General features: G+C 47.8%; 28 protein-coding genes and 1 tRNA gene. 1 reads left to right on the plus strand and 28 read right to left on the minus strand.

Translation table 11 applies throughout. The annotated features are described in order from the left end of the window. Positions 1–46: 46 nt before the first annotated feature. Positions 47–1,165: a prephenate dehydrogenase gene (locus tag ACESLK_RS12060; RefSeq protein ID WP_373229700.1), complete on the minus strand. Its 1,119-nt coding sequence runs from the start codon at positions 1,163–1,165 to the stop codon at positions 47–49. Between the two features lie 4 nt (positions 1,166–1,169). After that, positions 1,170–2,267, minus strand: a complete 1,098-nt coding sequence (gene hisC, locus ACESLK_RS12065; RefSeq protein ID WP_373229701.1) for a histidinol-phosphate transaminase — start codon at positions 2,265–2,267, stop codon at positions 1,170–1,172. A 177-nt stretch (positions 2,268–2,444) separates the two neighbouring features. Here hisC and ACESLK_RS12070 point away from each other — a divergent pair, with 177 nt between their 5' ends. After that, positions 2,445–3,071, plus strand: a complete 627-nt coding sequence (locus ACESLK_RS12070) for a LysE family transporter (RefSeq protein WP_373229702.1) — start codon at positions 2,445–2,447, stop codon at positions 3,069–3,071. Here ACESLK_RS12070 and ACESLK_RS12075 read toward each other — a convergent pair. The 26 genes from ACESLK_RS12075 to ACESLK_RS12200 form a co-directional block, all read right to left on the minus strand. Next, the gene (locus ACESLK_RS12075; protein WP_373229703.1) at positions 3,053–4,417 is read right to left on the minus strand and encodes an amino acid permease; all 1,365 of its coding nucleotides are present in this window, start codon (positions 4,415–4,417) and stop codon (positions 3,053–3,055) included. The genes ACESLK_RS12070 and ACESLK_RS12075 overlap by 19 nt on opposite strands. Before the next feature lie 168 nt (positions 4,418–4,585). Next, positions 4,586–5,425 (minus strand): tryptophan synthase subunit alpha, encoded by an 840-nt coding sequence (gene trpA, locus ACESLK_RS12080; RefSeq protein ID WP_373229704.1) that lies wholly within the window; start codon positions 5,423–5,425, stop codon positions 4,586–4,588. Beyond that, entirely contained in the window at positions 5,422–6,624 is a 1,203-nt protein-coding gene (gene trpB, locus ACESLK_RS12085) for a tryptophan synthase subunit beta (RefSeq protein WP_373229705.1), read from the minus strand. The genes trpA and trpB overlap by 4 nt, the downstream gene beginning before the upstream one ends. Further along, complete coding sequence (locus ACESLK_RS12090) at positions 6,621–7,307, minus strand: phosphoribosylanthranilate isomerase (RefSeq protein WP_373229706.1); 687 nt, start codon at positions 7,305–7,307, stop codon at positions 6,621–6,623. Before ACESLK_RS12090 ends, trpB begins: the two co-directional genes overlap by 4 nt. After that, positions 7,304–8,110, minus strand: coding sequence for an indole-3-glycerol phosphate synthase TrpC (gene trpC / locus ACESLK_RS12095; RefSeq protein ID WP_373229707.1), 807 nt, complete (start codon positions 8,108–8,110; stop codon positions 7,304–7,306). Before trpC ends, ACESLK_RS12090 begins: the two co-directional genes overlap by 4 nt. After that, complete coding sequence (gene trpD, locus ACESLK_RS12100) at positions 8,100–9,146, minus strand: anthranilate phosphoribosyltransferase (protein WP_373229708.1); 1,047 nt, start codon at positions 9,144–9,146, stop codon at positions 8,100–8,102. The genes trpC and trpD overlap by 11 nt, the downstream gene beginning before the upstream one ends. Positions 9,147–9,165: 19 nt before the next feature. Then, on the minus strand, positions 9,166–10,746 hold the full coding sequence (gene trpE, locus ACESLK_RS12105; protein WP_373229710.1) for an anthranilate synthase component I: 1,581 nt from the start codon (positions 10,744–10,746) through the stop codon (positions 9,166–9,168). Positions 10,747–11,100: 354 nt separating this feature from the next. Further along, positions 11,101–11,388: a hypothetical protein gene (locus ACESLK_RS12110; RefSeq protein WP_373229711.1), complete on the minus strand. Its 288-nt coding sequence runs from the start codon at positions 11,386–11,388 to the stop codon at positions 11,101–11,103. Between the two features lies 1 nt (position 11,389). Next, positions 11,390–11,791, minus strand: a complete 402-nt coding sequence (locus ACESLK_RS12115; protein ID WP_373229712.1) for a hypothetical protein — start codon at positions 11,789–11,791, stop codon at positions 11,390–11,392. After that, positions 11,785–12,423 carry a hypothetical protein gene (locus ACESLK_RS12120; protein WP_373229714.1) on the minus strand — a complete coding sequence of 213 codons (639 nt, stop codon included), beginning with the start codon at positions 12,421–12,423 and terminating at the stop codon, positions 11,785–11,787. The genes ACESLK_RS12115 and ACESLK_RS12120 overlap by 7 nt, the downstream gene beginning before the upstream one ends. Before the next feature lie 158 nt (positions 12,424–12,581). Continuing rightward, on the minus strand, positions 12,582–12,950 hold the full coding sequence (aroH, locus tag ACESLK_RS12125; protein ID WP_373229715.1) for a chorismate mutase: 369 nt from the start codon (positions 12,948–12,950) through the stop codon (positions 12,582–12,584). A 5-nt stretch (positions 12,951–12,955) separates the two neighbouring features. Further along, complete coding sequence (aroB, locus tag ACESLK_RS12130; protein ID WP_373229716.1) at positions 12,956–14,062, minus strand: 3-dehydroquinate synthase; 1,107 nt, start codon at positions 14,060–14,062, stop codon at positions 12,956–12,958. Next, positions 14,062–15,231, minus strand: a complete 1,170-nt coding sequence (gene aroC, locus ACESLK_RS12135; protein ID WP_373229717.1) for a chorismate synthase — start codon at positions 15,229–15,231, stop codon at positions 14,062–14,064. The genes aroB and aroC overlap by 1 nt, the downstream gene beginning before the upstream one ends. 89 nt (positions 15,232–15,320) lie before the next feature. Further along, positions 15,321–15,482 carry a hypothetical protein gene (locus ACESLK_RS12140; protein WP_373229718.1) on the minus strand — a complete coding sequence of 54 codons (162 nt, stop codon included), beginning with the start codon at positions 15,480–15,482 and terminating at the stop codon, positions 15,321–15,323. 59 nt (positions 15,483–15,541) lie between these two features. Further along, on the minus strand, positions 15,542–16,366 hold the full coding sequence (locus ACESLK_RS12145; protein ID WP_373229719.1) for a CheR family methyltransferase: 825 nt from the start codon (positions 16,364–16,366) through the stop codon (positions 15,542–15,544). A 32-nt stretch (positions 16,367–16,398) separates the two neighbouring features. Beyond that, positions 16,399–16,842 (minus strand): nucleoside-diphosphate kinase, encoded by a 444-nt coding sequence (gene ndk / locus ACESLK_RS12150; RefSeq protein ID WP_373229720.1) that lies wholly within the window; start codon positions 16,840–16,842, stop codon positions 16,399–16,401. 56 nt (positions 16,843–16,898) lie between these two features. Beyond that, entirely contained in the window at positions 16,899–17,873 is a 975-nt protein-coding gene (locus ACESLK_RS12155) for a polyprenyl synthetase family protein (protein WP_373229721.1), read from the minus strand. Between the two features lie 4 nt (positions 17,874–17,877). Further along, positions 17,878–18,753 (minus strand): menaquinone biosynthetic enzyme MqnA/MqnD family protein, encoded by an 876-nt coding sequence (locus tag ACESLK_RS12160; protein ID WP_373229722.1) that lies wholly within the window; start codon positions 18,751–18,753, stop codon positions 17,878–17,880. Then, on the minus strand, positions 18,746–19,387 hold the full coding sequence (locus ACESLK_RS12165) for a UbiX family flavin prenyltransferase (RefSeq protein WP_373229723.1): 642 nt from the start codon (positions 19,385–19,387) through the stop codon (positions 18,746–18,748). The genes ACESLK_RS12160 and ACESLK_RS12165 overlap by 8 nt, the downstream gene beginning before the upstream one ends. Beyond that, positions 19,381–20,256, minus strand: a complete 876-nt coding sequence (locus ACESLK_RS12170; RefSeq protein WP_373229724.1) for a UbiA-like polyprenyltransferase — start codon at positions 20,254–20,256, stop codon at positions 19,381–19,383. The genes ACESLK_RS12165 and ACESLK_RS12170 overlap by 7 nt, the downstream gene beginning before the upstream one ends. Beyond that, positions 20,253–20,975 carry a demethylmenaquinone methyltransferase gene (locus tag ACESLK_RS12175; protein ID WP_373229725.1) on the minus strand — a complete coding sequence of 241 codons (723 nt, stop codon included), beginning with the start codon at positions 20,973–20,975 and terminating at the stop codon, positions 20,253–20,255. The genes ACESLK_RS12170 and ACESLK_RS12175 overlap by 4 nt, the downstream gene beginning before the upstream one ends. A gap of 6 nt (positions 20,976–20,981) precedes the next feature. Beyond that, positions 20,982–21,860 carry a heptaprenyl diphosphate synthase component 1 gene (locus ACESLK_RS12180; protein WP_373229726.1) on the minus strand — a complete coding sequence of 293 codons (879 nt, stop codon included), beginning with the start codon at positions 21,858–21,860 and terminating at the stop codon, positions 20,982–20,984. A gap of 107 nt (positions 21,861–21,967) precedes the next feature. Further along, a complete protein-coding gene (locus ACESLK_RS12185) occupies positions 21,968–22,501 on the minus strand; it encodes a hypothetical protein (protein ID WP_373229727.1) in 534 nt (177 codons plus the stop codon). A 98-nt stretch (positions 22,502–22,599) separates the two neighbouring features. Further along, positions 22,600–22,821: a trp RNA-binding attenuation protein MtrB gene (gene mtrB / locus ACESLK_RS12190; RefSeq protein WP_373229728.1), complete on the minus strand. Its 222-nt coding sequence runs from the start codon at positions 22,819–22,821 to the stop codon at positions 22,600–22,602. Between the two features lie 91 nt (positions 22,822–22,912). After that, a tRNA-Pro gene (locus tag ACESLK_RS12195) sits at positions 22,913–22,989 on the minus strand. A 152-nt stretch (positions 22,990–23,141) separates the two neighbouring features. Beyond that, on the minus strand, positions 23,142–23,435 hold the full coding sequence (locus tag ACESLK_RS12200; RefSeq protein WP_483862617.1) for an HU family DNA-binding protein: 294 nt from the start codon (positions 23,433–23,435) through the stop codon (positions 23,142–23,144). Positions 23,436–23,519: the final 84 nt, after the last annotated feature.

Genomic DNA, 23,519 nt, shown 5'->3' on the forward strand with positions numbered 1-23,519 from the left:
GCGCTGTATACGCTAAGCATTGTCCTTCTCTTAAATCAGTGTGTCGTTAAAAATGAACGGAATAATTCAAAGAACCGAGCAATTGGATAGCCTTCTGCAAATCCTCTTCTTCGCGGAAGGATAAACGTAAGACGCCTGGCACATCTTCCCTGCTCTCAATAATCTGCAGGTTGCTCAGATTAATCTTCATCTGACCAAGCTCCGTAGCGATTCTGCCAATTATTCCAGGATGGTCTGGTACATCCACGTAACATTCGTAGAGGGAAGTGATCATTCCTTTACGTCGCTCAGGAAGCTGGCTTCGGAATTCGCCAGCCTTGCGGAATTGCTCTGATACCCCTTCTCCATCGGCGCTCTCGAGCAAGTGAATAAAATGATCCATCTCTAATTGCCAATCACGTAACAATTGGAGTAACACACCATGATTGTTTAGTAGAATATCCCGCCAAATTAACGGATCGCTGGACGCAATGCGCGTAATATCACGGAAGCCTCCCGCCGCTAGGCTTCCGTATAAGTCATTTGCTTCGTTATAGCGTGCGATCTGATTAACTAGGGCGGCGGCGATAATATGCGGCAAATGACTGATCGCGCCTACGATTTCGTCATGCTGAGTCGCATCTGTTTTTACGATATTTGCACGAGTCCATTTCAACAGCTGCTCTAGCTTGCTTAAAGCAGCCGAAGGGGTTTCCTCGGAAGGAGTCAGAACATAATACGCATTTTCAAACAGATGAGACGTCGCAGCTTCTACCCCGGAACGCTCTGACCCGGCCATCGGATGTCCTCCGATAAAGACTGCTCCCTGAAGGGACAGCTTGTCAGCATGACGTACAACGGAAGCTTTAGTGCTGCCAACATCCGTAATGATACAGCCCGGCTTCAGGGGTAATTTGGAAAGCTCGTCCACATAATCCGCCAACCGCCCGACCGGGACACAAAGAAAGATAAAGTCCGCATCCTTAGATGCGTCCTCAAGGGAGGTAGTCGCCCAATCGACAACTCCTCGGGCAACATACTTCTCGGCAGATGCAGGATTAACGGAGTGGCCGATTACTTCAACCCCCGGCTTACCCTTGAAGCAAAGCGCCAACGAGCCTCCAATTAGGCCGACGCCATAAATGGCAATTTTAATCTGATCTTGTTCGCTAAACTCTCCGCTCATGCCTTCACACCTTTACCGCGATTTCTTGCAGCACGGCAGTCAGCGCGGCGACAACCTTCTCGTTCTGCTCCCTGCTTCCGACCGTAATACGGATATGCGTCGGATAAAGCTTATGGCCGCCTCTTACGATAATTCCCTTGCGAAGCAAGGCATCGAATACTTCCTGAGCGGGTCTTTTCACATCTACCATGATGAAATTTCCGTACGCGGGAAAAGCTTCGAGGCCTAGCTTCTCGAAAGAGCTGTTGAAGTACGCTAAGCCTTCCTTATTAGCATGGCGACAGAATGAGATGAACTCTTCGTCCTGAAGAGCTGCGAGCGCAGCCGCTTGACCGAAGCGAGAGGTGTTAAAGGGCTCTCTCACCTGATTGATACTCCGAATAACGTCTGGACGGCCTACTCCATAACCGATTCGTAACGAAGCTAACCCATATATTTTCGAGAATGTTCTTAATGTCACTACGTTGGGATATTTTTGCAGAAGCTTAATCCCATTAGGAAACGAAGAATTTTCAATATATTCGCAATAAGCCTCATCCAACACAACAAGTACATTCTGAGGCACCTTGGATAGAAACCATTCTATCTCGTCAGCTGTGACGATCGTGCCCGTTGGATTGTTCGGATTACAGACCCAGATCACTTTGGTCTTATCCGATACGCGCTCTAGCATCGAGAATAGATCATGAGTTCCGTTCTTGAGTGGAACCTCGATGATTACTGCATTCTCTATCTGCGCGTTGTGCTTGTACTGTGGGAACGTAGATTCAGCCATTATCGTCTCATCCCCGGGAACAAGAAACGCCCGAGCAATCATAAGAATAATTTCATCCGAGCCTGCACCAAAAATAATTTGATCGGGGTTTACACCATGGATAGCGGCCAAAGCCGCAGTTAAGTCCACAGCAGCGCCGTCAGGGTAAATACTAATATTGTCGACTTCCCGGGCGATTGCTTCCTTCGCTTTGGGAGAGCTGCCGAATGGATTCTCGTTGGACGCTAACTTGATGACTTCGCTTAATCCTAGCTCTCGCTTAACATCATCAACTGGCTTTCCAGGCTGATATACGGGTAAATGAACAATATTCGGTTTCGGTTGCATGTAGTCCCTCCTAAAAATATGACAAACGGGAGCATCCCGTAAGGAATGAAAATATGAATACAATTGTGCCATATCAAAATGATTGTGTACAGATGAAAATGATTTTTCGCACTCGCGTGTTGTACAACTCCTTCCCCCTGAATAAACTTGTACTACAAAAGAAGGGGGAATGGACGATTGAGTATTTTTATTAGCTATATCTTCTTGGGCTTGACGATTTCCGCACCTCTAGGACCAGTGAATGCTGCCCAAATCGATAAAGGAATTAAGATGGGATTCCTTCATGCTTGGCTCATCGGGCTAGGCGCAATGCTTGCTGACATCATGTATATCTCGCTTGTTTTTCTGGGACTCGTTAACTTCATTCATCTGCCTTTTGTCAAAACGTTCTTATGGCTCTTCGGGGGTTTCGTGCTTGTTTACACCGGAATAGAAACTTTGATGAGTCTGAATGGGCTTAGATCCGACCGGTCCAGCGACACCTCGTCCCACTGGAAGACATTATTGACGGGCTTTTTAATGTCAGTATCCAGCCCGTTATCGATCATATTCTGGATTGGCATCTACGGTTCAGTCCTCGCTCAAACTGCTGCAAGCGCAAATAATCACGATCTGCTCCAATATAGCATAGGAATCGTCTTAGGCATTATTATATGGGATTTCGCCATGGCAGGGATCGCCAGCATATTTCGCAGTTACTTAACCTCTCGCATTCTTACTCTTATATCCATCGTATCGGGGCTGTCCCTCATTGGCTTCGGGGGTTATTTTGCTGCTCAAGCCTTTCAAGCTTTGTTCGGCTGATGCCGCTTGTTCTTGCCCCAAATCCGGTTCATCACAAGGGTAATCCCTCCGATAAGGAGAAGGAAAATTAGACTGACCCATAGACCGGGCCTGCTAGTGTGATGAGTTACTGTACCGGCAACAGCAAGCAGAATAATGGCGATACCGCTCAATTGCTTGACCCTTCCAAGCTTACTCAGCTTGAGAATCCTGCCGGAGGAAACCAAGATGAATAGCCAATTATACAGCAGCATTAAACCTGCGGCAGTTGTTAGGTATTCGTATATCCGTTCGGGCATGACCAAGGCGAGCACAATCGAAGCAGCCATCCCCGCAGCGGTAAATCCGATAGCAGGGTATGGTTTTTTTTTAATTTTTTTCGTTAAAAATCCAGGGGCATCCTTCTCATCCGCCAGAGTAACCATCATTGTCGTAACGGCAAATAAAGAAGCTACCATGGTTGAGAATCCTGCAATGATGAGAACCCCATTGAATACATGGGGAACCCATGGAAAATTACCCCTCAGAGCCACAATGAATGGACTAACCTTGCCGTTCAAAGTCGTCCATGAGACTAGCCATATCGCTAGAAAAAGCGAGAGTACATAAATAAATGTTAACAGAAACAGCATGACTTTACCGGCCTTGGGTGCCTGGTTTGGATCTTTGAGACGAATAGCCATAATCCCCATGATCTCGATTCCTCCAAAAGCATAGAACGCGAAGATCATTGACGACCACCAGCCCATGAACCCGTGCGGGAAAATCGATTGATAAGCCTGGCCGATTTCTTGGGGCGCTTGTTTGCCGCCTAACCATCCGAATAGGACTGTAGCAGCAAGTAGAATGAACATGAGAATAGCGGCGATCTTCATAAGAGCCAAAACATTCTCCAAGCGCTCGAAGCCTTTTGTCCCGCTGATGATTACAACTAATCCTAAAACAGCGAAAATCGTTGCAAAGATCCATAAGGGGATATTCGGAAACCAAAAACGTGTAAACAGCGATAAAGCAGTCATCTGGCTGCCTGTGATAAGCATCTCAGATACCCAGTAAACCCATCCGCTTCCAAAGCCCGCCCATCTGCCAAAAGCTTTTTTGGCATAGGTACGAAAGGAGCCTTGGACAGGGTCGGCAGCGGTCATTCGCGACAAAGCATCGAATACGAAATAAGTTCCGACAGCCGCCAAGACAAAAGATAAGAGGATTGACGGTCCTGTCATCTGAATGCCAATTCCTGAGCCTAAGAAATAACCCGTACCAATCGTAAATGCTACGCCAAGAAGGGATAGCTGCCACCACTTCAGTTTCTTTCCTTCTTTCTGATCTGACTCGCTCGTTGACTGCTTCGCTTTAGAATTCGGCATTTAATCGCATCTCCAACCGCAAAAAGTATAGGTGGAAGTAAGATGGTTGAAATAAGTTATTATTATTCGTACGATTCCCTCCTTCTCCTTAAAACGTCAAAAAAGACTCGCCGTGAGGCGAGTCTTTTCGATAAAACAATAAGGAACTTGATGTCTTTGTGTGCTATTTTATAATTTGCGAGGTTTCAAGCCAGCGATAAAATCCTGTACCGCCTTAAGTCCCTCAGTACGCTCGGATTCAATCCCTGAGGTAAGAAGCGGCAGCGCATCTTCGACTTGGCGAACAATCGCGCTGCCGACGATAACACCGTCGCATTGGCCCGCGAATCGCTCTGCATGCTCGCGGGAGGAAATTCCGAAGCCTACGCAGATGGGTACGGATGCTGCCTTGCGAACCGTGCTCAAGAAGGCGTCGATGCCATCGTGGAATGATGAGCGAACACCTGTTACACCTAAAGAAGAAACGCAATAGACAAAGCCTTTGGCTTGCGAGGCTATCTTCTCCACGCGAGCTTCGGATGTAGGCGCAACTAGCGGAATAAGATGAATTCCGGAAGCTTCTGCGATAGCCCGGGTTTCTGAATCCTCCTCCAGCGGCAAGTCGGGAATGATGACTCCGCTGAAGTCATGCTCCTTCAGCAACTCGAAGAAACGCTCAAGCCCAAGCTGATACGCTGGATTGAAATAGGTAAACAAGATAAAAGGCATACGAACGCCAATGCTCCTTGCTTTGGAAGCAACGGCCATGCAGTCCGTTAGACTGATCTTGTTTTTAAGCGCTCGCTCAGAAGCCCGTTGAATGACGGGACCATCAGCAAGCGGATCGGAATAAGGAACGCCGAGCTCGATCATGTGCGCGCCTGCCGCTTCAGCTGCCTGAACAAGAGCAACCGAGGTTTCCAGATCGGGGTCGCCCATCGTCATGAACGGCATAAGCGCCGTTTCGTCCCTGGCCTTCAATTCGGCGAAGACGGTATCAATCGCATTAGGTGCGGTTATCGTACTCATTGCGGAAGCCCCCCTTGATTCTGATAGGAGAGAATCGACTCCACGTCTTTGTCTCCACGGCCGGACAAGTTTACGACGATAATCTCTTCTTTGTCCATTGTCGGTGCGATTTTCAATACGTGTGCAATGGCATGCGCGGATTCCAAGGCTGGGATAATGCCTTCCATACGGGATAGTATTCCAAGTGCTTCCAGAGCCTCGGCATCCGTGATCGGAACATATTCCGCTCGCTTAATATCCTTCAGATAGGAGTGCTCCGGTCCAATTCCCGGGTAATCAAGCCCTGCAGAGATAGAATGTGCAGGCAATACTTGTCCGCCTTCATCCTGCAGCACATAACTCATGGAGCCTTGAAACACGCCTGGCCGCCCCTTGGTCATCGTAGCGGCATGTTCCTCTGTATCCACGCCCCGCCCCGCAGCCTCTACTCCAACTAGACGGACTGAAGAATCCTCAATAAAAGGGTGGAAAATACCGATAGCGTTACTACCGCCGCCAACTGCTGCAACGATCACATCCGGCAGACGACCTTCGGCCTCCATGATTTGTTCGCGAGTTTCGAGTCCGATAATCCGCTGGAAATCACGAACCATCATCGGATACGGATGCGGTCCTGTAACGGACCCAAGAATATAGTAAGTATCATCAACATGGCTGACCCAATAGCGAAGCGTTTCATTACAAGCGTCTTTCAAAGTGCGTGTGCCAGACATTACCGGTATGACTTCCGAACCGAGCAGCTTCATTCGGAATACGTTCAATTGCTGACGCTTCGTATCTTCCTCGCCCATGAACACCTTACACTCCAAGCCCATTAGAGCCGCTACCGTGGCTGAAGCAACGCCATGCTGGCCGGCTCCGGTTTCGGCGATCACCTTTTTCTTGCCCATTCGCTTAGCGAGTACCGCCTGACCGATCGTATTATTGATTTTGTGCGCCCCGGTATGGTTCAGATCCTCGCGTTTGAGGTATACTTTTGCTCCGCCGAGGTGCTCACTTAGTCTCTCTGCATAGTACAGCGGAGTCGGGCGCCCCGAATATTGCTTAAGTAAATAACGAACTTCCTCAAGAAAATCTGGATCATCCTTATAACGGAGATAAGCTTCCTCCAGCTCGATTAACGCGTTCATTAATGTTTCCGGCACATATTTCCCGCCGAACGAACCGAAGCGTCCGTGTTGATCAGGTACTTGACTCATGAGCTTCTCACCCTTTCTGCGAATGCGGTGATTTTGCCAATATCCTTCACTCCGTCGGATTCCACACCGCTGGAAATATCGACTCCTTGCGGATGATAGGTTGTAACTAAATCATTAGCATTGTCAGGACTGAGTCCGCCGGCAATGAATAATTGAAGTCCATTTTGGCTTGCGGCCGCTTGATATGAAGGAATTACTTCCCAGCGAAAAGCTTTACCCGTCCCGCCCCCGGCTGTATCAAGCAGGATAACTGAGACAGCGTTTCTATATGCAGCAAGCCGATCAGCACAGGTACCGGCAGCGGCACCTTCGCAATTATCATCATCGGTTACAGGAAGTGCTCGCCATACTTCTACCTTGAATTGTTCTTGTACCTCTTGGCAGAATTCAGGCGTTTCTTCCCCGTGCAGCTGAACGACATCAAGCTTCACTTCAGATAATACTTCTGCGAGATATTCCAAGGTAGGATTAACGAAAACCCCAACCGTCCTTGGAGGTTTTCCCTCAGCCATCATGATGCTCTTGGCATAATCATGGAGCTTCCTTGCGCCCTCTAGTGAAATTTGCCTCTTGCTTTTCGCAAAGACGAAGCCGATGTAATCAACCGGAAGCCCGCTCATGCCCTGAAGCGTTGCCTCTTCCTTGATCCCGCATATTTTCACCTTTGTACCTTGGCTTCTCATTGTCCGATTCCTTCTTTAGTTACAGGACCTAGGAGTTCACTAACCGCTTCCTCTACATTTGCTTGACGCATGAAATGTTCTCCTACGAGCACGGCTTGTGCTCCCGCGCTGCGGACAAATGCGATATCATCGGTCGAAGATATGGCGCTTTCGCTAACGGCAATAATCCCTTTAGGCATCAGACTGATGAGCTGCTCGGTCACTTTAAGGTCTGTTACAAAGGTTTTCAAATCTCGGTTATTCACTCCGATTAGCGATGCTTTCCCAATCTCAAGAACGGTTTCCAGCTCTGGTCGGTTGTGAACCTCCACGAGCACGTCCAAACCAATATCGCGGGCGAGTGTATAGTACGATGATAGCTGACTTTTGGTCAGAATCGCTGCGATTAGAAGAATAGCATCTGCGCCTATTAAACGAGCTTCGTAGATTTGGTGTTCATCGATGGTGAAATCCTTGCGGAGCAACGGCACCTTAACCTGCTCGCGGATCTGCTTCAGATACTCGTTACTGCCTTGGAAATAGTCCTTATCAGTAAGAACGGAGATACAATCCGTGCCGGCGCTCTCATAAGCTTGCGCGAGGGCAACGGGGTGAAAATCCGGACGGATAAGACCTTTGGATGGACTCGCCTTCTTCACTTCGGCTATCAGGCCAACTGGGCGATTGCGCAGGGCCAGCGCTTGCTCGAATCCCCGACAAGGCGGAAGCTCGGAGATTGTTCTCTCCGCTTGGTTAATCGATAACGATTGTTTAAGCGCCTTTACCTCTTCATGCTTGGTGGCGACGATGCGATCAAGAAACATGGCTCACTTCTCCTGTCGTTACTATCCATTGCTGCAATTTATTCGCTGCATGACCGGAATCAATGGTCTCAGCTGCGATACGTACCCCATCAGGCAATGTATCCGCACGACCCGCTACATAGATACATGCTCCGGCATTAGCAAGCACTACTTCTCGATAGGCGCTCTTCTCGCCTCTCAGCACTCTGCGGATGATCTCCGCATTTTCTCCAGCGTCCCCGCCTTGAACTTCACTTAAAGATATTGTCGATAAGCCGAGAAGCTCTGGTGTGATATCATAGGTGACCACCTCACCATCTCGCAGCTCTGACACTTGAGTCGGTGCGGAAATGCTGATCTCATCCAATCCGTCATGACTGCCGACGACCATCGCTTTCTTCAAGCCTAATCGGGACAACACCTCTGCAACAGTAGCCGTCCGTGTTCGGTCATACAAACCGATAAGCTGGCGGTCAGCGTTCGCAGGATTCGCTAGCGGCCCAAGCATATTAAATATCGTTCGGACACCAAGCTCACGTCTCGGAAGAGCGGCATGCTTCAGTGCGGGATGATACAGCTGCGCAAACATAAAACAGATACCCGTTCTTTCCAAGCATTGAGCGGCTTGCTCAGCTGTAAGGTTAATGTTAACGCCTAAGGCTTCCAGCACGTCTGCGCTGCCAGCTTTACCGGACATTGCGCGGTTGCCATGTTTGGCAACACGTACTCCTGCTGCCGCTGCGATTATAGCGGACACAGTAGAAATGTTGAACTTATGAATACCGGAGCCTCCGGTTCCGCAGGTATCGAGTAAATCTTGATTTTCAGTAGGCACATGATTGGAGAAGGCTCTCATCGCTTCGGCGAACCCTGTAATCTCGTCGACAGTTTCTCCTTTCATTCGCAATGCGATAACCGTCCCGCCGATTTGCGCAGGTGTTGCTTCGCCTTTCATAATCGTTGTCATCGCCCCGAAGGCTTCGTCCCGCGTAAGATCCACGCCGCTTATTAGCTTAGTCAGAGCTTGCGGTAAGCTTATTGTGAGTATATCGCTCATTCTACGATTCCCCTTCTCCTTAGTCGTAATCGAGATTCGTGCGACGATCCCCAGCGACGGCAACCGGAAATTCATAACCGTAACGCGAGCCTTTGTTCACAACTGGGAAAGCCGCCTCCGCCGAACGAATAGCCTTGAGCATGCCTTTGGCTTTATTGACTGTTTCCTCGTACTCGTTCTCCGGAACGGAGTCCCATACGATCCCAGCTCCCGCTTGCACATAAGCCTTACCATTCTTGAAGATGATCGTCCGGATCGTAATGCAAGTGTTCAGGTTGCCCGAAAATCCGAGATATCCAATCGCTCCAGCATACGCGCCTCTTGCTTCATTTTCCAATTCGGCAATGATCTCCATCGCCCTTAGCTTCGGTGCACCCGACACCGTTCCGGCAGGCAGGCAAGATAGGAAAGCATCGTAGAAATCTTTATCAGGCGAAAGCTGTCCCGTCACGTTCGAAACAATGTGCATGACGTGAGAATAACGTTCAATCTCCATATAGCTATCGCATTTAACAGTCCCAAACTTAGACACTCTGCCGATATCGTTACGTCCAAGATCCACGAGCATGACATGCTCCGCACGTTCTTTCTGGTCCGCTAACAGCTCTTTCTCGAGCGCTAAGTCTTGCTCAGGTGTTTTACCGCGAGGTCTAGTTCCCGCTATTGGCCTAGTCTCTACCTTGCCGTTATCCACTTTGACCAGCAGCTCGGGTGAAGTTCCGACGATTACCTCATCATCAAGCTTAAGCACATACATATATGGAGAGGGATTCATTGTTCTCAACACGCGGTATACGTGAAGAGGATCTACCTCAGTCTCAATATGGAAACGCTGCGAGAGCACCACCTGGAAAATATCGCCCGCGCGGATATACTCTTTCGCCTGATTCACGTTGTCTAGAAATTGCTGTTTAGTCAGGTTCGAGGAAATCTCTCCAAGCTCCGGATCCTGCGGCGGTGTACCTCTGGATGCCGCGACGGGAAGCGGCTGCTGAAGCCTGCGAATGGTCTCGTCGATACCATGACAAGTCTCCTCGTAAGCGAGTTCGATATCTGCGTCGGAGGCCCCCTCTTTTATATGGACATTGCCAATTACGAGCACGTGCTGCTTGAAGTGGTCGAACACAATGATTTTGTCGCAGAACATGAACTGCATATCGTCCATGTTCAGATCATCCGTAGGATGCGGCGGCAGCTTCTTCTCATAATATTGCAGCAGGTCGTATCCAAAAAAACCAATAGCACCGCCGGTAAAAGGAGGAAGCTCAGGCATAGCTGGGCTGCGATAGGAGCGAAGCTTTTCGCGAAGCAGCTGCAGCGGCTCGTCCGTACGATGGGACTCGGCTCTGCCATTCTGCTCTAGTGTAAGCTCATTCTTCTTTAGCTTCAAAACAAGAAAAGGATCCGTCCCAATAAAGGAGTATCGCGCCCATTTAACGCCGCCCTCTACACTTTCCAGAAGGAATGCACGTTTGTCCTTGCTTAGATGCTGGAACACTCTTATCGGTGTCTCCGTATCAGCAAGCAATCTACGGACGACCGGGATAACGTTATATTGTCCTGCCATAGCTTTGATTCCTTGCAGCTCCTGCTGGTCCATAATTGCTCTCTCCCTTGTTCACATAGGTTCGCACACATTGCGATGTGTAAAAAGCATTTCTGTAGTCTAAAAGTGTTGTTCATGGAGACTTTTTGCCGATTGTAGGTTAGACAAAGGTCCATTAAAAAAGCACCTCTGCTCCGCAGAGATGCGCTTAATTGATAAGTTAGGTACCGGCTAGACATACGCAATTATCCTGCGTAAGCGCACGGCTTTCTCCGCTCATCTCATCTCTGCTTGGCTCGCATCTGCGTAAGTTGTCGTCCCTCTGGCCGACCGTTCCGCAATGCATAATATGTAACTTAATATAGCATTCCGAGGTTGCGATCGTCAACCCTTCCCTCGCTTACTTCATCAATCCACAATGGCATTTACTAAACCAACCAATCTACTCCTTCTCGCCGCTCCAGCGATGACAGGCATCACTAAACCAACCAATCTACTCCTTCTCGCCGCTCCAACGATGACAGGCATCACTAAACTAACCAATCTTATCCTTTTCACCGCTCTAGTGATGATAGGCATCACTAAACTAACCAATCTTATCCTTTTCACCGCTCTAGCGATGATAGGCATCACTAAAACAACCAACCTACTCCTTCTTACCGCTCCAACGATGACAGGCATCACTAAACTAACCAATCTACTCCTTCTCGCCGCTCCAACGATGACAGGCATCACTAAATAAACTAACCAATCTACTCCTTCTCGCCGCTCCAACGATGACAGGCATCACTAAACTAACCAATCTCCTCCTTCTCACCGCTCCAGCGATGACAGGCATCACTATACCAACCAATCTTCTCCTTTTCACCGCTCTAGCGATGACAGGCATCACTAAACTAACCAATCTACTCCTTCTCACCGCTCCAACGATGACAGGCATCACTAAACCAACCAATCTACTCCTTTTCACCGCTCTAGCGATGATAGGCATCACTAAACTAACCAATCTACTCCTTCTCACCGCTCCAACGATGACAGGCATCACTAAACTAACCAATCTACTCCTTCTCGCCGCTTCAACGATGGCAAAAATCACCATAAATATTTGCTCACACCGTCCACCAATACGTATTCATGATGGCGAACAGCATTTACTCGCAGCGGTTTCAATAGATTTTTTTCAATCATCTTCCTCAAGATACTACGGCAAAATTGATGCGAGGACTGCAAGCATTCACATACATCAGCCATACGGATTGGTCGATTCAATCTTAATGCATACCTGATTACTTCACGCTCGTACAAAGAAACCTCAGAATAAGTTACTCCTGACCAACCACCGCTAGTATGTCTTCCCAACACCTCATATATAGCCCTCCTGCAAAACTCTGTTTTCTTATCCATCTCGTCCCATGTAAAAGGGAAATATTTAAGGTCATTTACCGACATTGATCGAACCTTATTCCGTTCGAAATCAAATCGGGAACGGGTGATGTTCTGAGCATGGGCAACAAAACCTTCCCCTTCAAATCCAATTTCAAGCGGCTCGTAAAAGGCATCAATATAAGCCTTAACGCCTGATAAAGTAACAATTTCATATTCTAATATCAGTCCTTTAGTCGATCTCAAAACCGGCAGCACAATATCCACCAGAAGCTTTTTTTCCCCCTCACCTTGTTTATTCAGCATCTCCAGACGCATACCAGAAGCTTGTCGCTTTTGCTCCTCCAACAGCCTTTCGTATTCCAATTCGAACATCATTTCTCCTCCATCTTAAAATAAAAAAACGCCGCTCCCCCCCCAAAGGGGAAAACGACGTGTTCTTCACGCGTGACTAATGACTCACTACACTGCAACTCACTACACCTGGGACTCACACAACTTGAAAGCTACTTCCCCGACAAATCCGGACGAAGAACTTGTGCACCGTTCAAGTAAACGTGACGAATGTCCTTCTGTGACGCCTCTGTGTTCACAAGCACCATCAGACGGATACATTTCTCCAGGCTGCCTTTAACAGGCACTTCCAAGGAGCACATAAGCGGCACGAGCTCCCAGCCTGCCATCTGACGAATGGCTCTTGCCGGGAAGGTAGCGTCTAAATCCTGAGTAACAGTAACAAGAACACTGCAGATATCTTCTGGAATGATATGATTTACAGCTAAAATGCCATTCAACAGCTGGATCGTTGCTTCTAGTATCGGGCTTTCCTCATTCGCATCAACCGTAATGGCTCCGCGGATTCCCCTAACGCTCATGATTGCTAAATCCCCTCTCTTAATCCGTCCACAATTTCGCTCACCCACGAGGACGGTACATCTTGTCGAATCTCTACGCTTCCGATTGCCGTAGGAACGACGAATACCATTTGACCCTCAAGAAACTTCTTGTCATGCAGCATTGCGCTCATGATTGATTCCGTCTTGAATTCCGCCGGAATTCGAACGGGTAACCCGAATTTACGGAAAATCCGCTCAGTCTCCCCTGCAATTGTCTCCGAGTATCCGAATCGCGCAGCTAACCTTGCCGATCCTATCATACCGATCGCAATCGCTTCACCATGCAACAATTCACCATAACCCGCGACAGCTTCCAATGCATGTCCAATCGTGTGCCCAAGATTAAGAATAGCCCGCAAATCGTTCTCCCGTTCATCGCGGGAAACGACGATAGATTTCACCTTGCAGCCCTCGTACAAAGCATACCCCAGTGCATCCGGCTCCAAAGCAATCAGCTTATCTGCATTCTCATCGCACCAAGCAACGAATTCTTTATTCCAGATGAGACCGTGTTTGATAACTTCAGAGAGTCCAGCCCGCACTTCACGAGGCGGTAAGCTCATCAAAGTATCTAAATCATACAACACAAACTCCGGCTGATGAAAAGCTCCGATAATGTTTTTCGCTAATCGATGGTTCACAGCCACCTTGCCTCCGACACTGCTGTCATGAGCAAGAATCGTCGTAGGGATTTGCACGAAGCGAATACCGCGCATATAGGATGCGGCCACGAACCCCGCAAGGTCGCCAACAACTCCGCCACCCAGAGCAATAACCGTTGACCGGCGATCCAAACCCGCTTTCAATGCTGCTTCGACTAAATCGTCTAACATGGCTAGAGATTTAGATGATTCCCCCGATGGAACAACTGCCCTTGTTACGGAATAACCCGATGCAGTCAGTGAATCCTCGACTTTAGCTGCATACAACCCAACGACAGAAGAATCCGTAACGAGTAAGATAGGAGATTTAACGGGAAAACCTCGCTCCGCAAACATTTCGCCGGTTCTTGCTATCAATTCAGTTCCGATATAGATGGGATAAGAACGCTCTCCAAGCTCAACTGTCAGTTCCCTTGTCCCGCTCGCCATTAATAAGCCTCTACCTGACTTAAATAGCTATCGAGATTCGCCTGAATTTCCTCCATGGAATCTCCGCCGAATTTCTCTAGGAACGCCTTGGCGACTTCCCATGCAACGACATGTTCCATAACCACGCTTGCAGCAGGTACAGCACAAGCATCGGAGCGTTCAACCTGCGCGGTAAAAGGCTCCTTCGTGTCGATATCAACACTAGCTAAAGGTTTATATAACGTTGGGATAGGTTTCATCACGCCACGAACGACGATTGGCTCGCCAGTCGTCATCCCGCCTTCGAATCCTCCAGCTCGGTTGGAGGCGCGGTGGAAGCCATCTTCCGTGTTATATAAAATCTCATCATGCACTTGTGAGCCCGGAATACGGGCAGCTTCAAACCCTATGCCAATTTCTACGCCCTTAAAAGCGTTTATAGACACTACTGCTTGAGCGATTCGTCCATCAAGCTTACGATCCCATTGAACATGACTTCCTAATCCGACCGGCAGACCGACCACGACGCACTCCACGACACCGCCGATTGTATCGCCTTCTGTTTTCATCCGGTCGATGAGCTCTATCATTTTTTGTTCTGCAGCTTTATCAACAACCCTTACAGGCGACTCTTCAGTCGCTGCAATTAGCTCACCGATTGGTAGATTTGGCGAAGCCGCAACAACTTCACCTATCGAGACAACATATCCAGCTACCTGGATACCGAATTTAGCAAGCAATTGACGTGCGACAGCGCCGCAAGCCACACGAGCAGCAGTCTCGCGCGCACTGGAGCGCTCAAGAACATTTCGTAAATCCTTCAGATTATATTTCAAGCCGCCATTTAAATCCGCATGACCCGGACGCGGGCGAAAAACTCGGCGCTTTGCTTCGTCATTCCCTTCAACCGGTTCAACATTCATTACGGATGTCCAATGCTTCCAATCCTTGTTCTCCACAACAAGCGCTACGGGCGCTCCAGTAGTACGACCATGACGAACACCGCCGACGATTTGCGCTGTATCCGTCTCGATTTGCATCCGACGACCACGGCCGTGACCCTTCTGACGCCTTTGTAATTGAAAATTCAAAGCTTCGAAATCAAGCTCCAGATTACTTGGTAGTCCTTCAATAATAGCTGTAAGCTGCGGTCCATGTGTTTCTCCCGCTGTTAAATAACGTAAACTCAAGCTTAGTTCCTCCCTTTTCGCCACTAAAACCGTGAATATCTTTGCTCATTATAGTACAGCGTTAAAGCGTTTGACAAGAAAACAGCCCGTCACGTTCGGACGGACTGTTTCTTATTCGGTTTGGGACGAGGTGCTCGGGTCTCCCTCATATAGCTGAGCAATTCAATATTGTCCAAGCCTAAAATTTGCGCGCATTCCTGCACAGAAATTAACCCTCGCCTGTACGCGCCAATAACTTTACGTTTGTCCATGATTCCCTCCGTATAACATACTAACGTTATTATCGGTTGGGAGCCTATTTAACATACGTTTAAATCATCTTCCGGTAAAAAAAAGTGTCTGCGGCTTCCAATCCGTATTGTCCGGGCGAAAAAATTTGCTCGGTGCTGCCAACGAACAGCAAACCTCCGGATTTAAGCGCTTTGGAGAACTTGCCATACAACAAATGCTTGGCCTCTTCCGTGAAATAGATCATAACATTACGGCAAACAATTAAATCGTAATTGTCGCCGAAGTTGTCCAAGAGAAGATTCTGCTTTTGAAATTTAACCGATTTCTTCAAGCGATCGGAAACTTTGAAGGCACCATCGGCCGGTGAGAAATATTTGGTTTTAAAATAATCAGGCACTTCTCGTAAGGAGCGTTCTAAGTACACACCTTCCTTTGCTTTACTTAGAACCCCATCGTCGATATCTGTTGCCAGCAGCATCGTACTGTCCAGAACTTCTAGCTTGTCCAGTATCATTCCGAGTGTATAAGGCTCTTCTCCGGTAGAGCATGCCGCACTCCAGATCTGGAGACGGGATGAAGATTCTTTGATCATCTGGGGGAGAAATTTATCCTTGAGCAACTGCCAACGGTTCGGATTGCGCCAGAATTCCGAGACGTTGATGGTCATCCTGTCCAAAAATTCGTTGCGCAGCTTAGCATCGCCCGATAAAGCCGTGAAATACTGAGTAAACGTAGTATATCCATACTTCATTCGTAAGGTGGTCAATCGACGCCGCATCTGGTTTTCTTTGTACTGGGACAAATCAATGGAGGTTGAGCGCTTGATGTTGGCGATAAATCTAGCGAAATCCTCGTCTTCGGAAACATTCGCATTCATACCCGGATTAGTCACTCTGTCTCCCATGAGGACTTGCTCTCTCCCTTGAAATTACAGTATTATATCCACGCTTGCATAGGCATATCGTAAGAAACCAGTTCTTCTTCGGAGAAGAAGATTCCGATCTCGCGCTCGGCGCTGTCTTGAGAATCCGAGCCGTGAATCAAATTGAATCTTGTATGTATCGCGAAGTCGCTGCGGATCGTACCTGGTGCTGCTTCCAAAGCGTTCGTTTTGCCGATTAGGGCGCGGCATAAGCCAACTGCTTGATCGCCTTCCCACACCATTGCGAATACAGGACCAGAGGTTATAAAGTTTAGGAGAGGTTCATAGAAATCTTTGCCCTTGTGCTCTGCATAATGGCGTTCAGCCAGCTCTTCAGTGACATTCATAAGCTTAGCTCCGATCAGCTTCAGCCCCTTGCGTTCAAAGCGACCGACGATTTCACCGATCAAACCCCGCTGTACACCATCAGGTTTAATCATTAAGTATGTTTTTTCCATAAAATCTCTCCTTTCAGTAACAATAGTAAACCTTATCTTACCATAAAAAAGAAAATTTAATAACTTCGCTTTGCTACAAAACGGGCAATATCCGCTAAATTTCGTCTGGCTGGGATATCGGGGATAGCTTCCAATGCTTTTAATGCTTTTGCAATGTATCTGTCCGCTATTTCCTCTGCAACTTTGATCCCAGCGCTTGACCGTACTATCTTAACTGCCGCAACTGAGGTAATGGGGCCATCGGCGTTCTTGATCAGTTCGATTTCCGCAAGCAGCTTTTCTCGCATGTTCTCCTCTTGTAGAGCGAACAAAACGGGCAACGTAATGTTTCCTTGACGCAAATCACTACCCGGAGGCTTGCCGATCGCTTTCTCTGTCCCGCACAAATCAAGCAGATCATCCGTGATTTGGAAGGCCATCCCTACGTTATACCCGAACCGATACAAGGCATGACAAACCTTAGGAGGCGCATCCGCCGCCATTGCCCCAAGCTGACAGCTAATCGCGATGAGCAACGCTGTCTTCCTCCTGATCCGGCGCAAATAATTGCGGACACTCTGCTCAACATTAAAGAAATCGCGAATTTGCTCCATTTCTCCAATGCACATTTGGACAATCGCACCGGATAGAATTTGATGGATACGCGGCTTATCCAGCTCTGTAATGACCGTTAGAGCTTTCGCGTAAATATAGTCGCCCGTGAACATTGCGATCCGGTTATCCCATTTCGACTTTACGGTTAACTGTCCGCGGCGTGTCTGTGCATCATCAATTACATCGTCATGGACCAAGGTAGCCATATGTATCAATTCCAATGGAACGGCAACACGTTTAAGCGTTTCCGTGGAGTAGGTTCCGAACTTACCCGCAAGCAGCACAAATACAGGTCTAATCCGCTTTCCTCCAGCCTTCAGTAAGTGCAATGAGGTTTCACTCAGGATTGGAAGGTCTGAAGTTACGGTTTGAGCCATTTGGTCTTCGATCGCTTGCAGATCGGATTTCATAGAAGCATAGAGCTGCATCAATTTCATAGGTTCACCTGTGGTTTGGTAGGTTGTCGGCGACACGTGAGCAAGGCAATTCAGAGAGATTAACCTCTTCTGCCATTAAGCCCAGCTCGCGCGCATATTGAAAGTATAGCTGTAAGCCAGCTTTTTGCTTAGGGCCGAAATCATGACATAAATTCTTGAAATAAATAGACCAATAGTCAGCAGTACCGCCGATTTGCCGAAGAGCCATGGAAACGATCGGCTCAAGCTGACGAGAAGATCGCTCTTTTCCCTCTAGCAGTCCTTCATAAATACTCCATATGGCTTCTGGGTAACGATGTGCCGTTTCTTTGTGTACAGCCCACAAGGCATAAGTCATCCAATGACCTGTCCATAAGTTCCACACTTCCCCCAAGTCCAATACTTTATAACCATGATTTAACCAGGAAGCTTTAATAGCATGGTCACCGATCAACAAAGCTGCATCTGCGTTTTCCAGCATTTTTTCCAGAGCAGGCTCTGCGTCCTCATAGGATGGTTTTCCTCCATAAAATTTCTCTATGATGATCTTCAGCAAATTAACGGAGGTAGCAGAGGTTGTTGTAAGAGCAATTCTCCCGTGAATAACCTTCTCAAGAGGAGATTTCAGAAACAACAGGATAGACTGTACCCGACCAAAGGAGCTGACCGACAAATTCGGGAGTAAATAATAGGAGTCCGAAGATAAACCGTAAGCGTAAGAAGAGATTGCCGCCATATCGATTTCGCCTGCTCTAAGCTTGCGATTGAGAGTTGCAGGCATATCCGAGTGTACTTCAATCTTATAAGGCAAGGCTGCAGGATCGAAATGATGAAAGACAGGCCAAGCATTCGTATATTGAATTTTCCCGATTGAAATCGGACGCGCAAGACGATTATCCATTGGATGGTCCCCATCTTTTATATAGATTGTGTGTAATACCCATGCTGTCCATTACTTTACCTACCAAGAAAAACACAATATCCTGTATCGTTTGAGGGCCATTGTAGAAAGCCGGCATTGCTGGAATGATTTTGACACCCATTCGTGCAAGCTTCAGCATATTTTCGAGATGTATGGCATGAAGGGGGGTCTCCCTAGGTACGAGCAGCAAAGGACGCCCTTCCTTAAGCATGACATCCGCAGCACGGGTAAGCAAATTTGTTGAGGCACCATTGGCGATATTCGATAAAGAGCCCATAGAGCATGGCATGATAACCATGCCTTCACAACGAAAGGATCCGCTGGCAATACTTGCTCCAATGTCGTTCAAGGGATGGTAAGTGATACGCCCATCAGTCAACGCAGACTCGAACGCCTTGTTTAGACAATCCAACCGATGCGAGGCATCCCAATCTAATTCTTCTTTTAGCACGCGCCAACCCGCATCGGAAATGACCATATGCAGATGACAGCCGGCAGCTAGAAGCTGTTGACATAAAGTTACTCCATATATGGCCCCGCTGGCTCCGGTGATCCCTACAACCCATCTTGACGCATTAGCGGCTTCCTGACCGTTTTCACCAGCTTTTACCACGTTCTCACCACCACTAGATCAATGAACGTGAATACGAAGATAACCGCGCTCAGCACACCGTTCATGGTAAAAAAAGCAGCGTTAAGCTTGCTCAAGTCATTAGGTTTAACCAGTCGATGTTCATAAAATAAAAGAGCTGCTGCAACGATTGTACCGGCAAAATACCACCAGCTTAAATCAGTTAGAACGAGTAATAACGCAAAACCGGCAGCCGTAAGTGCATGTAACGCACGTGCAATTCCTAATGCGCGAGAGATACCGAACCTAGCTGGAATGGAGTGAAGTCCTTCCTTGCGGTCGAACTCCACATCCTGGCAGGCATAGATAATGTCAAATCCGGCCGTCCACAAGGCAACAGTTAAATAAAGGATAATAGAGGTCCAAGTCACGCTTCCCGTCACAGCAACCCATCCGCCTAGCGGTGCCAGTCCGATCGTTAATCCAAGAACGATATGGCAAGTCCAAGTAAAACGTTTGGTGTATGAATAGAAAACAAGAAAAAACACCGCCAAAGGCAGCAGTTTCACAGACAAGCTATTGAGCTGTGAGGCTGCCCAGAACAATAATACAAGAGAAACGACAATGAATATCAAGACGTCCTTGGACTTTAACAGACCTGCAGGGATCGCACGCATGGCCGTGCGCGGATTGCGCTTATCAATCGCCTTGTCAATAACGCGATTAAGTCCCATTGCCGCAGTTCGAGCGCCAACCATCGCAAGAAGGATCCATCCGCATTCGCTCCAGTCCGGCAGACGTTTCTCCATTGTGACGGCTCCAAGGATCGCACCTACGAAGGCAAACGGAAGGGCAAATAACGTATGTTCAAATTTGATCATTTCCAAAAAAATACGAAGCTTGGAAATCATATAACTTCATTCCCCTTTGTGCCGATATGCAGCGCCGCAATGCCGCCCGTCAGAGGATAGGCTTTAACGTTACGCATTCCAATCACGCGGAAATGCTCTGCAAGGGCCTGTAAATCCGGGAAAGCCGCTAATGACTCCGGCAGCCAGCGGTATTGCTCGTAACGTTTGACAAACCATTTAGCCATAAGCGGCAACAGCTTCTCGAAATAAAAATAATAAATGCCCTTAAAAGGCTGCCAAGTGGGCTTGGATAGCTCTAAACAAACGATTTTGCCGCCCGGTTTAACGACTCTCTTCATTTCTTTAATGACTTTATCGATATCAGGAACGTTGCGAAGCCCGAATCCTATCGTTATAAAATCAAAGGAGTTATCCTCGAACGGCAGCTCCATCGCATTGCCTTGGATAAGAGTGATTTGACCATTCAAGCCAAGCTTGTCGACCTTGGCTTGTCCAATGTTCAGCATATTACGGCTAAAGTCGAGCCCGACGGTTTTGCCATTACCGCTTGCTCTTGCCAATGCAATGGTCCAATCACAAGTGCCGCAGCATAGATCCAGCGAGGACTGTCCCGGTTGAACATTCATCTTGCGCATGGTGAACCGACGCCAAGCCTTGTGCCGTCTAAAGCTAAGTATATCGTTCATCATATCGTATTTAGGAGCGATGCTCTCAAACACCGCATGAACGTGTTTTTGTTTGGATTCAGCGTCCATCATGTCGTTTTATCCCAGCTCCTTTAGTGCAGTTGCCCGTCCAGGTCCATTTGCCTGGAGAAAGGGTTCAATCAAAGGCTGCAGCTCGCGCAGCAACTTGTCCGATTGCAACCGTTGAAGCAGCATTTGCAGCTGTCCCGTTGATTGACCCAGTAGAACACCCAGCTTCTCCGCAATATCATACTTGTCTAACATGGTTTGAATGAAGCCATGGTCCTCGTGTCGCTCCGCTAAAGCGCGGCGATCCTCCTCCGTGCCTTCCTGAAGAATATGCCACACTCCCCAGCTGTCGTTCAAAGAGGATAAGCTTTGCACTTTATTAAGCTCATGCAGCAATACTTCGCAACGGCTGAAGCGCTCTACAACCTCTGGCCATAACCGCTCATATAGTCCGCTCATAAACCCCGTAAAAGATAGGAAAAGCCCAGACTTGAGCTCCGCACCGTAATGGAGATATTCTTCTGCGTTCAATTTCATTTGCTTCATCTTGGCATATAAGTTCATTTTAATCCGGTTGATTTCACAAACCGCTTCGCTCATGCGCCGGATCGTGTCAATTTGTCCGGCTTGCGATAACAGATTATAGAATCGGCTGCTAAAGTAATCACCCGCTAGAACCTTTAATTGCTGTGCCCGCATAGCGATCATTCCGCTTTTCTCGTTGCCTGTTTCATTATCTACAAGGTCATGGGTGTCAAGGCCCATCTGCACGAGTGATGTGACAAGAGTCAATAGCTCCTTCTGAGAAGCTGCGTTAGGCTGATGACTCAAAACGGTGTATAACAAAGAAATCCTGCCCTCAGGAAACTCCGGTAACTCCGTATGCAGGCTAATCATGTCGTGATTCAAATATTTGCTCGCTAATTGCGTTATTCGTATTCTAGTCATTCTTCCGCCTCCGAACATGCTGCCAGGGCCCCTTAACAACAGAGGGTTATATTTCATTTATTATAACATATCCGAGTTAGGCTCGCATAAGCCGTGAACTTTGTTCATCAATTTGCAAAATTTGTGATCCAACGTCTACCCGACGGAGTTATCGTTAACCGTATCTTGGAGGTGAATTCAGGGTCAATCAAGAAGACGGACGGCCGTAATTCCTCCAGTGCCTTCTCGGTCCATTCGCTTTTACGAGTTTCGGCGGCCATCAACAGCACACGATCCTCTCCCCTGTTCTTGAATACCCGTATCAATACTTGCCTGACATTATGTACCTCTGAATAAGAAAACAAAATGAGCTGCTCCATATCCTTCCACACTTTATCGGGCTGCGTAGCGAGGAGGTCTACGGTAAGAATAGAATGATCCCAGCCTACCTTCATAAGCTCAACCTGTATTGGGAGATTAGCCATCACATCCACCAGATTATCATCCGTCAGCACCTTTGTTTTAACAGGCTGAAAGACTGCGGCGGCATAGCGACGCTGCTTCAGCCCTTGATCCACGAAAGGAAGCTGTCCCAGCAGCACAACGGCAAGAATAGCAGCTAGCAGCATTAAGCTCCACTGTCTTAAATAAGTAATGGGCATGGAAATATCCCCTTTCTTAAGAGGTTCCTCCCTACCCATTGTACAAACAAAAAGGGCAGGCTATGCCTGCACTCTTCAAGGTATATTCAGCTTACTGCTTAGGCATCCGTATCGACAGTCCCATACTTCGTAACTACCGTCGCTTTTCCTCTGATTTTCATCGCGGAAGTGTGGTCCGTAAATTGTACGATAAGTACTTCGCCCTTATCGAGCTTCTCCGTATGATGAAATTTTGTATCCTGTCCGCGAGTTAATCCGATGACCTGTACACCATTGTCCTTGGCCTTAATAACAATATATTCTTGATTGCTTGCATCCATATTCACAGAACCTCCCTAGTTCAATTCATCATCAAAGCCCACGCTTAGCTTACTTAATTAGGAGATATCAGTATGGAAAAAGGTTACGCAGTGGTCGGAACGGAGAGATTCGAACTCTCGACCTCACCCACCCCAAGGGTGCGCGCTACCGGGCTGCGCCACGTCCCGACGAAAATTTCGAAATGATTATAGCACAGTCTACTAATCCGTAGCAACTTACACCTATTTTCATAAAAAAACATTAAAAAACCACTCTCTCAATTTTTAAAAATACAAAATTGGAAAGTGGTCTATGTAGCCAAAACCAATGCAAATTACGATTATTTAATTCCTTCTTTAAGCGCTTTACCCGGCTTGAATGCGGGGATTTTCCCGGCCGGAATTTCAATTTCAACACCGGTTTGCGGGTTACGTCCTTTACGTGCAGAACGTTCACGCACCTCGAAGTTACCAAATCCTACTAATTGCACTTTGTCCCCGTTTTGCAGCGCTTCAGAGATTACGTCAAAAACAGCGTCAACCGCTTGCGTTGCATCCTTCTTGGACAAGTCGGACAGTTCAGCCACTTTGGTTATCAATTCGGTTTTGTTCATAGCATTCACCTCCCTAGGCATTACGATGGCATGTTATCTGTTTATCCGTTTCAACAGAAATTATACACCCCGCAGGCGCGAAGTTTCAAGCGTGGCGCGATAATT

The organism is Cohnella sp. (genome assembly GCF_041640265.1).
GTDB lineage: Bacteria > Bacillota > Bacilli > Paenibacillales > Paenibacillaceae > Cohnella.

Coding starts and splice junctions, on each gene's coding strand:
- aroH (WP_373229715.1), bottom strand. CDS start 12,950: ATGAGCGTTAGGGGAATCCGCGGAGCCATTACGGTTGATGCGAATGAG.
- ACESLK_RS12180 (WP_373229726.1), bottom strand. CDS start 21,860: ATGACTAGAATACGAATAACGCAATTAGCGAGCAAATATTTGAATCAC.
- ACESLK_RS12090 (WP_373229706.1), bottom strand. CDS start 7,307: ATGAGAAGCCAAGGTACAAAGGTGAAAATATGCGGGATCAAGGAAGAG.
- hisC (WP_373229701.1), bottom strand. CDS start 2,267: ATGCAACCGAAACCGAATATTGTTCATTTACCCGTATATCAGCCTGGA.
- ACESLK_RS12140 (WP_373229718.1), bottom strand. CDS start 15,482: ATGGACAAACGTAAAGTTATTGGCGCGTACAGGCGAGGGTTAATTTCT.
- trpE (WP_373229710.1), bottom strand. CDS start 10,746: ATGGACCAGCAGGAGCTGCAAGGAATCAAAGCTATGGCAGGACAATAT.
- ACESLK_RS12185 (WP_373229727.1), bottom strand. CDS start 22,501: ATGCCCATTACTTATTTAAGACAGTGGAGCTTAATGCTGCTAGCTGCT.
- ACESLK_RS12170 (WP_373229724.1), bottom strand. CDS start 20,256: ATGATTTCCAAGCTTCGTATTTTTTTGGAAATGATCAAATTTGAACAT.
- ACESLK_RS12200 (WP_483862617.1), bottom strand. CDS start 23,435: ATGCCTAGGGAGGTGAATGCTATGAACAAAACCGAATTGATAACCAAA.
- trpA (WP_373229704.1), bottom strand. CDS start 5,425: ATGAGTACGATAACCGCACCTAATGCGATTGATACCGTCTTCGCCGAA.
- ACESLK_RS12160 (WP_373229722.1), bottom strand. CDS start 18,753: ATGGATAATCGTCTTGCGCGTCCGATTTCAATCGGGAAAATTCAATAT.
- ACESLK_RS12060 (WP_373229700.1), bottom strand. CDS start 1,165: ATGAGCGGAGAGTTTAGCGAACAAGATCAGATTAAAATTGCCATTTAT.
- mtrB (WP_373229728.1), bottom strand. CDS start 22,821: ATGGATGCAAGCAATCAAGAATATATTGTTATTAAGGCCAAGGACAAT.
- ACESLK_RS12115 (WP_373229712.1), bottom strand. CDS start 11,791: ATGGTGATTTTTGCCATCGTTGAAGCGGCGAGAAGGAGTAGATTGGTT.
- ACESLK_RS12175 (WP_373229725.1), bottom strand. CDS start 20,975: ATGATGGACGCTGAATCCAAACAAAAACACGTTCATGCGGTGTTTGAG.
- trpC (WP_373229707.1), bottom strand. CDS start 8,110: ATGTTTCTTGATCGCATCGTCGCCACCAAGCATGAAGAGGTAAAGGCG.
- ACESLK_RS12145 (WP_373229719.1), bottom strand. CDS start 16,366: ATGGGAGACAGAGTGACTAATCCGGGTATGAATGCGAATGTTTCCGAA.
- trpD (WP_373229708.1), bottom strand. CDS start 9,146: ATGAGCGATATACTCACAATAAGCTTACCGCAAGCTCTGACTAAGCTA.
- ndk (WP_373229720.1), bottom strand. CDS start 16,842: ATGGAAAAAACATACTTAATGATTAAACCTGATGGTGTACAGCGGGGT.
- ACESLK_RS12075 (WP_373229703.1), bottom strand. CDS start 4,417: ATGCCGAATTCTAAAGCGAAGCAGTCAACGAGCGAGTCAGATCAGAAA.
- trpB (WP_373229705.1), bottom strand. CDS start 6,624: ATGAGTCAAGTACCTGATCAACACGGACGCTTCGGTTCGTTCGGCGGG.
- ACESLK_RS12155 (WP_373229721.1), bottom strand. CDS start 17,873: ATGAAATTGATGCAGCTCTATGCTTCTATGAAATCCGATCTGCAAGCG.
- aroB (WP_373229716.1), bottom strand. CDS start 14,062: ATGGCGAGCGGGACAAGGGAACTGACAGTTGAGCTTGGAGAGCGTTCT.